At 69.5% G+C, this 13,658-nt stretch carries 14 protein-coding genes and 1 pseudogene; 10 read left to right on the forward strand and 5 right to left on the reverse strand.

Going from position 1 to position 13,658, the window contains the following annotated elements:
• Window positions 1–2: 2 nt before the first annotated feature.
• Complete coding sequence (locus tag ACFSKW_RS04005; RefSeq protein WP_379569242.1) at window positions 3–974, reverse strand: LacI family DNA-binding transcriptional regulator; 972 nt, start codon at window positions 972–974, stop codon at window positions 3–5.
• 170 nt (window positions 975–1,144) lie between these two features.
• Here ACFSKW_RS04005 and ACFSKW_RS04010 point away from each other — a divergent pair, with 170 nt between their 5' ends.
• The 5 genes from ACFSKW_RS04010 to vanY-N all read left to right on the forward strand — a co-directional run bounded on the left by ACFSKW_RS04010 (window position 1,145) and on the right by vanY-N (window position 5,960).
• Window positions 1,145–2,281: a mandelate racemase/muconate lactonizing enzyme family protein gene (locus ACFSKW_RS04010; protein WP_379569244.1), complete on the forward strand. Its 1,137-nt coding sequence runs from the start codon at window positions 1,145–1,147 to the stop codon at window positions 2,279–2,281.
• 320 nt (window positions 2,282–2,601) lie between these two features.
• Window positions 2,602–3,375, forward strand: a complete 774-nt coding sequence (locus ACFSKW_RS04015; protein WP_379569246.1) for a TIGR03084 family metal-binding protein — start codon at window positions 2,602–2,604, stop codon at window positions 3,373–3,375.
• 433 nt (window positions 3,376–3,808) lie between these two features.
• Window positions 3,809–4,198 carry a VOC family protein gene (locus tag ACFSKW_RS04020; protein ID WP_379569248.1) on the forward strand — a complete coding sequence of 130 codons (390 nt, stop codon included), beginning with the start codon at window positions 3,809–3,811 and terminating at the stop codon, window positions 4,196–4,198.
• Between the two features lie 37 nt (window positions 4,199–4,235).
• A complete protein-coding gene (locus tag ACFSKW_RS04025; protein ID WP_379569250.1) occupies window positions 4,236–4,949 on the forward strand; it encodes a hypothetical protein in 714 nt (237 codons plus the stop codon).
• 396 nt (window positions 4,950–5,345) lie between these two features.
• Window positions 5,346–5,960 carry a D,D-peptidase/D,D-carboxypeptidase VanY-N gene (vanY-N, locus tag ACFSKW_RS04030; RefSeq protein WP_379569252.1) on the forward strand — a complete coding sequence of 205 codons (615 nt, stop codon included), beginning with the start codon at window positions 5,346–5,348 and terminating at the stop codon, window positions 5,958–5,960.
• Between the two features lie 98 nt (window positions 5,961–6,058).
• On the opposite strand, the gene ACFSKW_RS04035 is transcribed toward vanY-N, so the two are convergent.
• Genes ACFSKW_RS04035 through ACFSKW_RS04045 form a run of 3 tightly spaced genes read right to left on the reverse strand, consistent with a single transcriptional unit; the run spans window position 6,059 to window position 8,734 of the window.
• Entirely contained in the window at window positions 6,059–6,547 is a 489-nt protein-coding gene (locus tag ACFSKW_RS04035) for a hypothetical protein (protein WP_379569253.1), read from the reverse strand.
• Window positions 6,544–8,052: an ATP-binding protein gene (locus tag ACFSKW_RS04040; RefSeq protein ID WP_379569255.1), complete on the reverse strand. Its 1,509-nt coding sequence runs from the start codon at window positions 8,050–8,052 to the stop codon at window positions 6,544–6,546. The genes ACFSKW_RS04035 and ACFSKW_RS04040 overlap by 4 nt, the downstream gene beginning before the upstream one ends.
• A 7-nt stretch (window positions 8,053–8,059) precedes the next feature.
• Window positions 8,060–8,734, reverse strand: a complete 675-nt coding sequence (locus ACFSKW_RS04045) for a response regulator (RefSeq protein ID WP_379569257.1) — start codon at window positions 8,732–8,734, stop codon at window positions 8,060–8,062.
• A 176-nt stretch (window positions 8,735–8,910) separates the two neighbouring features.
• Between ACFSKW_RS04045 and ACFSKW_RS04050 the strand changes: the two genes are divergently transcribed.
• Window positions 8,911–9,330 (forward strand): hypothetical protein, encoded by a 420-nt coding sequence (locus ACFSKW_RS04050; RefSeq protein WP_465264721.1) that lies wholly within the window; start codon window positions 8,911–8,913, stop codon window positions 9,328–9,330.
• Between the two features lie 15 nt (window positions 9,331–9,345).
• Here ACFSKW_RS04050 and ACFSKW_RS04055 read toward each other — a convergent pair whose 3' ends face one another.
• Window positions 9,346–10,557: an FAD-dependent oxidoreductase gene (locus ACFSKW_RS04055; RefSeq protein WP_379569259.1), complete on the reverse strand. Its 1,212-nt coding sequence runs from the start codon at window positions 10,555–10,557 to the stop codon at window positions 9,346–9,348.
• A gap of 260 nt (window positions 10,558–10,817) precedes the next feature.
• On the opposite strand from ACFSKW_RS04055, the gene ACFSKW_RS04060 reads away from it, so the two are divergent.
• The 4 genes and pseudogenes from ACFSKW_RS04060 to ACFSKW_RS04075 all read left to right on the forward strand — a co-directional run.
• On the forward strand, window positions 10,818–11,006 hold the full coding sequence (locus ACFSKW_RS04060) for a hypothetical protein (RefSeq protein ID WP_379569261.1): 189 nt from the start codon (window positions 10,818–10,820) through the stop codon (window positions 11,004–11,006).
• A 251-nt stretch (window positions 11,007–11,257) separates the two neighbouring features.
• A complete protein-coding gene (locus ACFSKW_RS04065; RefSeq protein WP_379569263.1) occupies window positions 11,258–11,887 on the forward strand; it encodes a TetR/AcrR family transcriptional regulator in 630 nt (209 codons plus the stop codon).
• A complete protein-coding gene (locus ACFSKW_RS04070) occupies window positions 11,884–12,774 on the forward strand; it encodes an ABC transporter ATP-binding protein (RefSeq protein ID WP_379569265.1) in 891 nt (296 codons plus the stop codon). Before ACFSKW_RS04065 ends, ACFSKW_RS04070 begins: the two co-directional genes overlap by 4 nt.
• Window positions 12,771–13,658: pseudogene (locus ACFSKW_RS04075) on the forward strand (ABC transporter permease); the annotation flags it as partial. The gene ACFSKW_RS04070 and the pseudogene ACFSKW_RS04075, both read left to right, overlap by 4 nt.

The raw sequence follows: 13,658 nt of genomic DNA on the forward strand, positions 1-13,658 counted from the left end.
GGTCAGCGGTGCACGGGCCCGGTCGAGGATCTGGGGATGAGCCGGGAGCCGATCTCCACGACTCGCCCGCCACCCCGCCCGGCGATGGTGTCGAGCAGCAGGTCGGTGGCCTGGGTGGCGAGCTCCTCGGCCGAGATGCGGATGGTGGTCAGCGACGGGGTGGAGGTCTCGGCGAGCAGCGTGTCGTCTATGCCGATCACGCTGACGTCGCGCGGCACGTCGACGCCGAGCTTGGCGAGCTGGTGCAGCACACCGAGCGCGACCAGGTCGTTGTGGGCGAGCACCGCGGTGGCCTCGGAGGAGGTGACCAGGGTGGCGGCGTGCACGCCCGTTTCGAAGCGCGGCTCGTAGGGACCGAACTCGACGAGGGACAGGCCGTGCGCCTCGAACGCCTCCCTTATCGACTTGCCGCGGCTGAGCTCGGGCCGCGAGCCGTTGACGAAGACGCACCTGGTGTGGCCGTAGGCCTTCAGGTGCTCGGCCGCCTGGGAGATGCCGGCGGTCAGCGAGATGTGGATCTCCGGGATGCCGGGCACGTGCCGGTTCACCAGGACCACCGGCATGGTCTCGGCCAGCTCGGCGAGCCGGTCCTCCGCGAGGGTGGAGGCCCACAGGATCATGCCGTCGACCCGCTTGGAGACCGCGGCGATGGTCTCCAGCTCGTCGGACTCCCGCTCGTCCGTGTCGGCGGCCAGCACGGTGTAGCCGAGCCTCCTGGCGCGGGCCTGCATCGCCTTCATGATCGGCGGGAAGAACGGGTTGGCGATGTCCGGGATGATCAGCCCGAGCGACTCGGTCTTCCCACCGCGCAGCGAGCGGGCCGCCGGATTGGGCGCGTAGCCCAGCTGCGCGGCCGTGTCCCTGATGCGCTGCAGGGTCTGCGGCTGCACCTGATCGGGGGCGGTGAACGCGCGGGAGACGGTCGAGACCGACACCCCCGCCGCCTGCGCCACCTGCCTGATCGTCACTGCCACGCTGCCCTCCTTGCCATCGGTACGGAGGATGGTTGCAAACGTTCCCGGAAGCGTCAAGAGCGTTTCATCGCCATCACCACCCTGTTAAATCCGCCTCTGGCCAACCTCGCCGGGATGTTGCATGATTTTGTTGCTGAAAATCCCGGTAACGTTCTCATTGGAGTTCGCCTGTGAAGATCACTGGTTGGGAAGTGCTCACCCTGCCCGAGCACGGCGACAGCATGATGCTGGTCGTCGTCGACACCGACGAGGGCGTGCACGGCATCGGCGAGGTGGGCATCCGATCGCGGCAGAAGGCGGTCGCGGGGGCGATCGACCACCTGGGCGAGCTGCTGCTCGGCGAGGATCCCGCCAGGATCGAGCACCTGTGGCAGGTGATGTTCCGCCGCGGCTTCTTCCCCGCCGACCGGATCCTGTCGTCCGCCATCGCCGCGATCGACGTGGCGTTGTGGGACATCCGGGGCAAGACGCTGGGCGTGCCGGTCTACGAGCTGTTCGGGGGGCGGGTCCGTGATCACGTCCCCGCCTACGCGCACCTGGGGGACGACTACCACGACCTCGACGCGTTCCTGGACCGGGCCAGGGCGCTCGCCGGGGACGGCTGGCGGCACCTGCGCTTCGCCGTACCCCACGACAGTGACGGCACGCTGGACCAGCGGGCCTCGATGCGCTGGGGCATCGACCTGTTCCACACCGTACGGCAGGCCGTGGGCGACGACGTGGAGCTGATCCTCGACGTGCACACACGGCTCGACCTGCCCGAGGCCGTGACGTTGTGCCGCGAGATCGAATCGGCCAAGCCGTACTTCGTGGAGGACCCGCTGCGCTGCGAGAGCCTCGAGGTGTATCGATCGTTGCGATCCCGTACGGCGGTGCCGCTGGCGGCGGGCGAGCAACTCGGGTCGAAATGGGAGTTCCAGCGGCTCATCGAGCAGGACCTCATCGACTACGCCAGGGTGGACATCGCCGTGGCGGCCGGGCTCACCGAGGCCAGGAAGATCGCCGCGATGTGCGAGGCGCACTACGTCAAACTGGCCACCCACAACCCGCTCGGCCCGGTGACCGCCGCCTCGTCACTGCACCTGAACCTGGCTTCGCCGTACATCGGGGTGCAGGAGCACCAGGCCCTGCCCGAGCTGCCTGACGTGTTCACCGCACGGCCGGTGGTCCGCGGCGGCCGTTTCGAAGTCCCCGGCCTTCCCGGCCTGGGTGTCGACATCGACCGCGCCCAGGCCCGGAAATACCAGGCCATGGCCGCCGAACGCCCCCACCTGCGCACCCGCGACGGCGCCTTCACCAACTGGTGAGCGTGCCCACGCTCCAGCACCTCGTCGGCCGGCCGTCCGACCCGGTCCCGGTCATGGCGGCGCTGACGTGTGCGCGAGGGACTACGCCCCCGCCCTCCGGGTTGAGTAGCAGGTCAACGCGTGGCTCGGTCGCGGCGGCGGCGAGCGGCGTAAACCGCGGCTGCCCGCTTCCCAACCTGTCAGGGGCGGTGTCGGCGAAGCGTGAACCAGAACCAGTTCGGCTTGCCGAGATCAACTTCAGCTAGCCTGATCAGACCAGATCAACTTTACCCCTCCAAAGAGGACAAGCCTGTTGCGGTCAATGCGTGGAGGTGACACCGATGTTGGATTACGGCCTTGACATGTCCGGTGTAGAGCTCGATCGGGCTCTGTCCGACTTGGTGGCTGAAGGGGATGAGCTTGACGCCCTGGTATCAGCGCAGGCCGACTGGTCGAAGCCTACGCCTGCAGCGGGGTGGACGATCGCCCACCAGATCGCTCATCTTGCTTCAGCTGATGCGAACGTTCTCATCGCTCTTCGGACCCCGGAGGCGTTCGACGCTGTGCTGAAGCAGGCGGAAGCCGCAGGCAGCCAATACGCTGATCTCGACGCCGCCGCGGGAGCAGCCAAACCGCGATCGGTGCTGCTGGAACAATGGCGCGCTGGTCGAACCGAGGTGGCGGCGGAGCTACGTGACGTTCCACTGGACCATGGGTTTCCGTGGTACGGCTCGCAGCTGACCGCAGCGCTCATGGTGCCGCTTCGACTGATGGAAACGTGGGCTCACGGGCAGGACGTATTCGATGCGTCGGGTGTCGCACGCCGTCCGACGAGCCGGCTCCAGCATGTGGCCTCATTGGGAGTGGTAGGGCGAGAGCTGTCGTTCTATGCCGCCCAATTGCCTCCTCCGTCAGAGCCGTTCCGTGTCGAGCTGACAGGTCCCGACGGCCAAAGCTGGGTGTGGGGCCCGGAAGATGCCGTGCAACGGGTTCAGGGCAGTGCCCTCGACTTCTGCCTTCGAGTCACCCAACGCAGGTCCCGAGCCCAGACCGGCCTCACGGCAGTCGGCGAGGACGCGCAGAAGTGGCTTGACATTGCTCGCGTTTTCCTCTGACGAGGCAAGAAGCGATCAGCCGGTCGAGCCCCTCAACAACACCTTCCACGATTTCCCTGAGCCACTGATCCAGACCTGGAAGGTCATGGCCGCGGAGACATCTGCGCCCGCCGGTACGACGAGGGCGCAGAGCGAGCCGTGCGGACCGGCGTGTACCGCGGCAAGACGCGATGTACTCATCCAGGACCACGCGCAGGTGACGTTCACCGTGGATGAGCATGCGGTCGGCGCATTCAGCGCGCCGTACGGATCCACCGCTCGGCATGGCCATGAGCCCGCGGCTTGGATGCGACCCAGCGACATCAGCCGGCCGAAACCCCGGACCGTGGCGAACCTCTCATTGACCGAATGCTTGCTTGGTTGAGTCTCGCTCTGAGAAAGTGCGGTGTCCAGAGAGACCGTTCTGTCCGGCAAGGTCAAGGAGGCAAGGTCTATGTCCGAGCTCACGGGCGTGTCGCACATCTCGCTGTCGGTGAAGGACAGAGACGCCAGCGTGCGCTGGTACACCGAGGTCCTCGACTTCAAGGAGTACGCCACGATGGATGACGAGCGCTGGCTGCGCACCATCTGCCTGCACGACAGTCTCACGATCGTCGGCTTCACCCAGCACCTTGATGTGCGCGAGGACGGCTTCGACCACCGCAGGGTGGGCATCGACCACCTCTCGTTCGCGGTGCCCTCGCGCGCGGCGCTCGACGCATGGGCGCGCAGGTTCGAGCAGTTCGGCGTCACGTGCTCGCCCGTGGTCGACTCGCCGTTCGGCGCCGTGCTGTCGTTCCGTGACCCGGACGGCATCGCGCTCGAGCTGTTCGCGATGGAATAGCGGTCTTGGCGATCAGTGCTCGGCTACCGTGTGGCACGTGACGTCGTTCATGGAAAGGCAGATCGCGAGGTTGGCCGACTCCGGCTGGGCTCAGTGCGGCTCGGTGGCGGAAGCGGTAGCGCGGGCCGGGCTGCCGGCGGTGACGCCCGATTACCTGGCGACGGCCTTCTCGGAGGGTGCGTGGGAGGCCGCCGAGCGGGCGGTGCTCGCCTTGCGCGACCACTTCGCCGGCGCCCGGTTCGCGGAAGAGACGACGTACGGGATCCTGCTCGTACCGGACCCCGACAGGCTGGACACGCGACGTCCGATGGACCCGGCCGTACGGGCGGACCAGTTGGGCGCACCGGTTGAGGATGTGTTCGACCGGCGGCTGCCGGCCGGGGTTCGGGGCATCCGAGGTGAGGCGTCGCCGTGGAACATGGTGGCCACGGTCGTCGGCGCCTACGGGCCGTCCCTGGGGAGCCATCACCAGGTCGTGGGCGCGTCGTCAGAGGCGTTCACCGTGGCCGGTGTCGACACCAGGACGTTGATGATCCGGCAGCTCTGGGGAGCGCGAGTTCTGCAGGGTGGATGTGACCTGCCCGACTGCGAGACCAACCAGAGGTGGACGTTCACGCTGTTCCCCGGCGAAGGTCTCACGGACGGGCAGGCCGAGTCCGGGACCGTGCTCAAGGGCAAGGTACGCTTCCGCCTCGGCAAGCCCGATCGCGGCATCGGATCCGCACGAGTGGCCCCCGCCGTGGCCGTCTAGGAAGGATCTGACAATTCGGCGTGCCGGAGCCGATGCAGGAGCGAGGCGATGGCGACACCCGCCAGATGACGCTGGTGCCGGCACCGGCTTCCCGAAATTGAGCGCCGGTTCGCGCAGTGGCATCTCCTGCCGCGCCTTCACCAAGGCCCGGTGGGGCCCATTGACTACCGGAGATCAACGACACTCGCGACACGCCGCCGAGATTCACAGCACGCCCCCGTAGCTCGCCCGCAACTCGTCCGCCGGTCAACCCCATCCACTGTCGGCCGGCCCTGTCCCCGCCTCGTTCGCGCCGTGTCATGGTTGTGTCACGGTCGCGCCGACGGTGGCCGCCGTCGAGAAACGGTGACATGCGGCAGACAACGCACGCACATTCGGCACCAATCGTGGTTCGTCATGGACGAACCACGCACCCTCCCACCCCGGCCCCGTGACCGGTTGTTCGCCGCGGTCACGCTGGTGCTCGCCGTGCTCCTGCTGCCCGCGGCGCTCGCCCGCCGTCCCGGCCGCGCCCGCGAAGTGGCCTGCCAATGGGCGTTACGGATGCGATTCCCCGCCGAGGACCTCACCGGGCTCACCGACGGCGCCATGGCGGCGTTCACCGCGGCGCGAACCGAGGCGCTCTGGCGTTACGGCCAGCTCATCGGCCTCACCTCGGGATACCGCGATCCCGTTGTCCAGCAACGGATGTTCGACGACGAGGTACGCCGCTGCGGCTCCCCGGCCTTGGCACGCATGCTCGTGCTGCCGCCGGCGGAATCCCGCCACGTCCAGGGCGTCGCTCTGGACGTACGCCCGCACGAAGGCGCGCGCTGGCTCGAGGAACACGGCGCCCGCTACGACCTCTACCGCATCTACGACAACGAGTGGTGGCACTTCGAGCACCGCCCCGGCAGCGGCGGCACGCCACCACGACGACGACCCCACCCCGGCGTGGGCCACGTAAGCCAGGACGTTGACGGGCCCGGGCATTCGACAACGGTATCGACCTGGCGTTCGGAGAACGGGTAGGGGTATGTCATCGACGTCGCCACCACCGCCAGCCGCACGCTCCACTCAATCTGACCAGGACCACGGCGATCTGCCCGAATAGAGGATGGCCGCGACCGTTACCCCGGGCACTTCCGCGGGTCGACGCCCTGCCCGGCACCGACGACGGTGACGTGGGCAGGGCTTTCCGGCGGTGTGGCGGCGGCGACCGTGCACACGATCTGCCCGACGGCCAGTGGGGACAGTTCGCCGGCCGGAGCGGACAGGGTCACCACCACGTGGCCGGCCGTCTTGACGATCACCGAGAACGGGCCGGCTTCGGGCGGGACGTCGGTGGTGAATCCGAGCGCCTGTTCCCTCGCGGTGGGTCCGGCGGCCAGCAGCGCGAGCGTGTCCGCTCGGAACAGCGGCCGACCACCGGAAGGCCGCGTTACCGCGCTGAGCCGGCCGTTCTTGACCAGATAGAGGGTGATCGTCGTGGTCGGTACGACGGGTCCGCTCGGCGGGTCGCCGGCGGGGATGACGTCGCTGGGGCGTACGCCGCAGCCGGCCACGGCGACGAGCGATACGAGGCACGCGGCGAGCGCGCGGCGGGCGAGCCCGGTCATCGTTCGGCGCCTCCGTCCGGATCGTGTGCCCGGCGTGGCAGGCGCAGCGTGAACTTGGCGCCGCCGTCCGGGGCGTTGGTGACGGTGAGGTCGCCCCGGTGCAGGCGCGCGTTCTCCCGCGCGATGGCGAGGCCGAGGCCGCTGCCCTCGGACCTGGCCCTGGCCGCGCTGGCCTTGTAGAACCGGTCGAACACGTGCGGCAGCACCGCTTCGTCCAGCCCCGGTCCATGGTCGAGGACCTCGAGAGCGATCCAGTCAGGGTCGACGCGAAGCCGTACCGACACCGGTGGCTCGCCGTGCCGCAGGGCGTTGCCGACCAGATTCGCGAGGATGACGTCCACTCGGCGCGGGTCCAGCCGTACCGTCACCGAGGAGGGAAGCTCGGTATGCACCGACTCCGACCAGCCCCGGGTCCGTAGGGTCGCGCGCACCAGCTCGGCCACGTCTATCTCGTTCAGCGCGAGGGCCGCGACTCCGGAGTCGAACCTGCTGATCTCGATGAGGTCGTTCACCAGCCCGGTGAGGTTGAGCGTCTCCTGGCTGACCAGCCTGGCGGCCCTGCCGACGGGCTCGGGCAGCGCGGCCGCCTCCTCGTCGAGGATGTCGGCGACCGCGGCGAGCGCGGCCAGCGGGGTGCGCAACTCGTGAGACACGTCGGCCACGAACCGGCGGGCGTCGGCCTCCATGTCCCGAAGCTGTTTGACGTGCCGTTCCAGCTCCGCGGCTGTGTTGTTGAACGTGTGTGCCACGTCGGCCAGCTCATCGGAGCCGCGTACCACGATCCTGGTCCGCATCTCGCCCTCGCCCAGCAGGCGTGCCGCCCAACCGAGCTCGCGCACCGGGCGCAGCACGCCACGGGTGGCCAGCAACGCGAGGATGACCGCGAACGCCAGGGCCGCCCCGCCGGTGAGCCAGGCGGATGTGGCGAGCCCGTCGATGCTTCGCTGTTCGGGAAGCAGGCTGCGCGCGGTGTAGACCTCGATGCCGGACATCCGCGTCCGGGCCCGCTCGACGATCAGCAACGGCGTGCCGATGATCAGGAAGGGCTCGCCCTGCCACACCACACGTTGCCACGCGGTCTGGCCGCTGGCCACCACCTGCCGCAACTCCGGTGAAATCATCCCGAGATCCAGGATCGGCACCCTCTCGCCCGGCCTCCAGCGCCCCGGCGACGGGGCGAGCGGCGAGGCGAGCGACGGGGCGAGCGGGGGAGCGAGCGGCGCGTGCATCTCGCGGTAGACGGCGACCGCAATGCTGTTCTGGTCGGTCGCGGCGCCGGCGATCTCGTCGAGCTCGGCCAGGCCCGGCTCCGCACTCGGCAACGGGTAGTGCGCCTGCAGGCGGTTCGTCATCGCCTGCACCGCGGCGTCCTGGGTCCGCTGGAGGATGGCGTTGCGGGCCTGGACGTAGCTCCCGCCGGCCACCGACGCCGCGGTGACCACACACAGCAGTGCGAACGCGAACAACAGCCGGGCACGCAGCCCCAGGCTCGGCCGAGGCGTCACCAGCGGCTCACACCGGCCCGAACCGGTACCCGAACCCACGCACCGTCTGCACGTAGACGGGCGCCGCCGAGTCGTCCTCGATCTTCGCACGCAACCGCTGCACGCACGCGTCCACAAGACGCGAGTCGCCGAAATACCCGTGCTCCCACACCGACTCCAGCAGTTGCTGGCGGCTGTGCACCCGGCCCGGCGTGCCGGAGAGCTCGAGCAGCAGGCGCAGCTCGGTCGGAGTGAGGCTGATCGGCACGCCGCGGTTGGCGACCACCAGCCCGGCCCGATCGATGGTCAGGTCCCCGTGCCGCTCCAGCTCCGCCTGGTCCCGGCCGATCCGCCGGAGCACCGCGCGAATGCGTGCCTCGAGCACCCTGGGCTGCACCGGCTTGACCACGTAGTCGTCGGCGCCCGCCTCCAGCCCGGCCACGACGTCGATGTCGTCGCCGCGCGCGGTCAGCATGATGATCGGTACGTCGCCGACGGCCCGGATGCGGCGGCAGACCTCGAACCCGTCCATGCCGGGCAACATCAGGTCGAGCACGACGACGTCGGGAAGGTCCATACGGAGCCGATCCAGCCCCTGCTCGCCGGACTCCACCGCGCCCACCCGGTGCCCATGCCGGGTCAGGGCCAGCTCAAGACCTTCCCGTACGGCCGGGTCATCCTCGATCAACAACACTCGCGACACACCGCCGAGTTTCACAGCACGCTCCGTACTTCGCTCGCCGGTCAACGCATCCACTGTCGGCCGGCCGTGTCCCCGCCTCGTCCGCGCCGTGTCATGGTTGTGTCACGGTCGCGCCGTCGAGAAGCGGTGACATACGACGGACAACGCACGCACATTCGGCGCCAATCGTAGTCTCCATGAACGAACCGAACACCCTCCCGCCCCGGCCCCGAGACCGGCTGTTCGCCGCGGTCACGCTGGTGCTCGCCGTGCGCGTGTACGCCGCTGCTCGACCTCGCTGGACCTGGTCCTGGAGGTCCAGGACACGCTCTGCCCGTGGAACGCGGGGCGCCACCACCCGCATGCCGACGGCGAGTCCGTCACCTGCGAACGCACCCGGGCCCGGCCCGCCCCTGCGGCTGACCTCCGCCGACCCGGGTGCGGCACACCCCTGGCGGCCGGCGGTGGATGGTGGGCCCAGCCGGCCCCCCGCCATCATCGACCCCCTCACCGCGGCCGTCGCCGTGCTCGCCCTGCTGTGGAAGACCAAGCTCAACAACGCCTGGCTGATCGCCGGCGGCGCCGTCATCGGTCTGCCGCACGCCCTTCTCACCTGAGAAGGAAGGAGGCGATCAGCGCCTCGGCAGCGTGGCCAGGTGGCGAAGACTCCTGGTGATCCGTTCAGCGGCGAACCTGGTCCCGGCGACGAAGCGCAGCATGGGCCCGAACGTGGGTGCTGCCATCGTTCCGGCGAAGTACAGGCCGGGTACCGTCGACTGCAAGCTGGCCGACAGATGCGGGGCCGCGGAGCCCGGAACGCGTGCGATGGCGCGGCGCAGGTCGGGCGCGAGGATGTGCAGGGCATCCACGTCGATGCGGTAGCCGGTGGCGGCCACAACGTGGTCGGCCCTCAGCTCGGCCGGCCCCTCACCACCCCCCACGGTCAGGTGCGCGGTGGCGCCGTCACGGCGGGCGTGGGTGACGCGGCGCTGCAGGTGAAGCGGGACGATGTTCTCAACGCGATCACGGAGCCACCAGCTTCCGGAGGGGCCCAACGCACGTCGATGCAGCCATAGCCGTTTGCGGGCGGGCAGCAGGCGTACCCAGTTCGGGGCCAGACAGACGGCTGTCAACGCCCAGCCCGCTCCCAGCGGGGAATCGGGATGGGCCAGACGCTGACGCAACGGCCGCCGCACCACAGCAGGCGCGCCCCAGCGCACCCGGTCAGCCCGCACCAGCACGTTCACCCCGGCGCCGGCCTCGTGCAACAACGCGGCGCTCTCCAGCGCAGACTGGCCACCGCCGACGACCACGACGCGCCTCCCGGCATAGCGGGACAGATCACGCTGCTGACTGGAATGCGACAGCACGGCATCGACTCCCGGCCCCTCCGGAGCCAACGGCAGCAACTCGCGCGGGATGTGGCACAGCGCGCTCAGCCCGGTGGCGAGTACCACCGCCGCCGCCTCGATCCTCTCGCCGTCCTCCAGGCACACTGTGAAGCCCTCAGTCGCCTGCTGGATGCTCGACACCCGTCTTGACTCGACCTCACCGGCGAACCGGCGGGCGAACCATATCCCGTACCGCGCGAATACCTCGCACGGAATCGGTGTCAGCTCAGTCAACGGCGGGCGGCCGGTCTCTCGGCAGAAGTCCGACAGCCGGCCCCCTGGCACCGGGGCCGACAGGTCGGTCGCCTTCGGCGTCGATTTGAGGAACATGCCGGTGGCCATCTCATGCCGCCAGCTGTCCATGACCTCACCGAACACCCGGACCTCGAGCCCGGCCGCGCGCAGATGAGCCGCAAGCGACAACCCATACGGCCCTGCGCCGACCACCACCACGGCCCGGCCTGATGCAGTCGAACCCACCGCCCGGCCAGCATGCTGCCCCGCAACCGACTGCCTCACCCGTGCCCCCGTCATCGGCTCGTCGTTCCAGCCCCACTCCCGTCCAGCCGCCGACCTCACCAGGCGGACAGGCCACGTGTGCGGCATCCCCGAGGGCCAGTGCGGCGGACCGTACGGCGTCAGCACACCACCCCTTGGGCGTGTCTGCCCACCCGCCGTCGACACGACGCCCAGCCTTGGGACAGGGAATGCTCATGGGGCGTCCAGAGGTGCGCAATGACGGTTTCGCCAACCTGGACAAAGTACTCGACTATGCCCATGTGGAGACCATGCTGGACAAGGTGCCTGACGTGCCCGTCGCCGCACTCAACGGCGCGAGCAGGTTCGATGCCAAGGCGACGGAGAAGGTCTTGTCTTCCCGCCACAGGACCATCGGGCGCTGAAGGAGGCCGGCACGGCTGCGATCTTCGGCCCGGGCACCGTGATCGCGGACGCCGCGCTCGGCTTGCTGGACCTGATCGGGTATCGGTCAGGCGGATCCGGCACGGCAATAGGTACAAACCAGACGCAAGGCGAGGAGCTCCGCGTCCTTCGAGCTCTGCCAGCGACCCCGGCCAAGCACTTCGAGCAAGCTTGGTCGCCCATGCATTGAACGCTTGCATGGCGGCCAATACATCTGTATAGACTCTTGGACGTGCGACCAATATCTGAAGAAGACCTGACGACGCGCGCCCGCATCCGCGACGCCGCGATGGCGATGTTCGCCGAGCAGGGGGTCACGGCCACCACGATCCGCGGAATCGCCGAGGCCGCCAGAGTCTCGCCCGGCTTGGTGCAACACCACTTCGGCAACAAGGAAGCGCTGAGGCAGGCTTGCGACGATTACGTCCTCAGCTACATGCGCGAGCAGGTCAACGTAGGCATCACTGACCGCAACCTGGACAAGCCGGAATTCATCGAGAACGTCCACCGGACCGCGCCGCCCTTGATGAAGTACCTCGGACGCGCGCTCGTGGACCGCTCCCCCGCGGCCGCCGCCCTGTTCGACGAACTCGTCAGCGTGACGGAGGAGCATCTCGCCAACGACGACCAGCTCTCCAAGGCCGACCACCGCGCCCGCGCGGCCGTGCTGACCGCGATGAAGCTGGGCATCACGGTGCTGCACGAGCACGTCTCCCGTGCACTCGGCACCGACCTCTACGCCACACAGGGTGCGCTGCGCGTCGGCAAGGCACAGCTCGACCTGATCAGACCGGAATTCCTCGGACGCGAGCTGTTCGAACAGGCGCGGACGGGCCTGGAGAAGGTCGAGGGACAACAATGAACGCCGCAGTGCTTGCTGACGGCCTGGTCAAGACCTTCGGCCAGGCCAGGGCCCTCGACGGGCTCGACCTCACCGTCGAGACGGGCGAGGTCCACGGGTTCCTCGGTCCCAACGGCGCGGGCAAGACCACCACCATCCGCATCCTGCTGGGCCAGATGCGCGCCGACGGCGGCCGGGTCGCCTTACTCGGCGGCGACCCCTGGCAGGACGCCACCGAGCTGCACCGAAGGCTCGCCTACGTGCCCGGCGACGTCACCCTGTGGCCCTCGCTGACCGGCGGCGAGGTGATCGACCTGCTGGGCAGGGCCCGCGGCGGCCTCGACCCTCGGCGGCGCGCCGAACTGCTCGAGCGCTTCGAGCTCGACCCGCGCAAGAAATGCCGCACCTACTCCAAGGGCAACCGGCAGAAGGTGGCGCTGGTGGCCGCCTTCGCCTCCGATGTGGAACTGCTGATGCTGGACGAGCCGACCTCGGGCCTGGACCCGCTGATGGAGGCAGCCTTCAACGAGTGCGTCCTGCAGGAGAAGCGCAACGGCCGCACCGTGCTGCTGTCCAGCCACATCCTGTCGGAGGTCGAGACGCTGTGCGATCGTGTCAGCATCGTCCGCGCCGGCCGTACCGTCGAGTCCGGCAGCCTGGCCGACCTGCGCCACCTCACCCGCACCTCGGTGACGGCCGAGCTGGTCGGGCTCGCGCCCGGCCTGGCCACCCTGCCCGGCGTACACGACCTGACCTTGGACGGCGCCCGGCTGCGCTGCCAGGTGGACGGCGACGCGCTCACCGCGGTGCTCGCCGAGCTGGCCAGGGCGGGCGTACGCACGTTGACCACGCAGCCGCCGACGCTGGAGGAGCTGTTCCTGCGCCACTACGAGGGAGCCGCCAGATGACCGGCACCTGGACGTTGATCCGGCTCATCGTGCGCAGGGACCGCGTGCTACTGCCGGCGTGGATCGTGATCAGCGCGCTGCTGCCGGCGAGCGTCGCCTCCGCCACCACGGACCTGTATGCCGACCAGGCTGCCCGCGACGCCTTCGCGGCGGCCTCGGCGAGCAACCCCGCGCAGCTGGCCATGCGCGGCCCCGTCTACGACGCGAGCGTCGGCGGTCTGACCGCCTGGACGCTCGGTTCGTCCCTCGCGCTGATCGGCGGGCTGATCAGCATCCTGCTGATGATCAGGCACACCAGGGTCGAGGAAGACACCGGCCGGCGCGAGCTGCTGGCCTCGGGTGTCGTCGGCCGCCACGCCCCGCTGGCCGCCGCGCTCGCGGTCGTGCTGGCCGCCAACCTGCTGCTGGGCCTGCTGTCGGTGCCCGCCCTGGTCGCGGACGGCCTGCCCGCGGGTTCCTCACTGCTGTTCGGGCTGTCCATCGCCGCAGGCGGCTGGGCGTTCGCGGCCGTGGCCGCCCTCACCGCGCAGCTCACCGCGTCATCCGGTACGGCACGCGGCTTCGCGATCGCCGCCGGCGGCCTGCTGTTCGCGCTGCGCTCGCTGGCCGACGTCGGCGGCATCGGCTGGCTCGCCTGGCTGTCACCGTTCAGCTGGGTCCGGCTGACCGAACCTTACGCCGGCGACCAGTGGTGGGTACTGGGGCTGGTCGCGGTGTTCGTCACCGCCCTGGCGGCGGCCGCGTTCGAGCTGTCCACGCGGCGTGACGTGGCCGGCGGTCTGGTTGCCGCCCGCCCCGGACCCGCCACCGGGGCGCTGCTGGGCACGTTCGGCCTGGCCGCTCGCCTGCACCGGGGCACGCTCGCAGGCTTCGCGATCGGCTTC

This window comes from Nonomuraea mangrovi, from assembly GCF_042681425.1.
GTDB classification, from domain to species: domain Bacteria; phylum Actinomycetota; class Actinomycetes; order Streptosporangiales; family Streptosporangiaceae; genus Nonomuraea; species Nonomuraea mangrovi.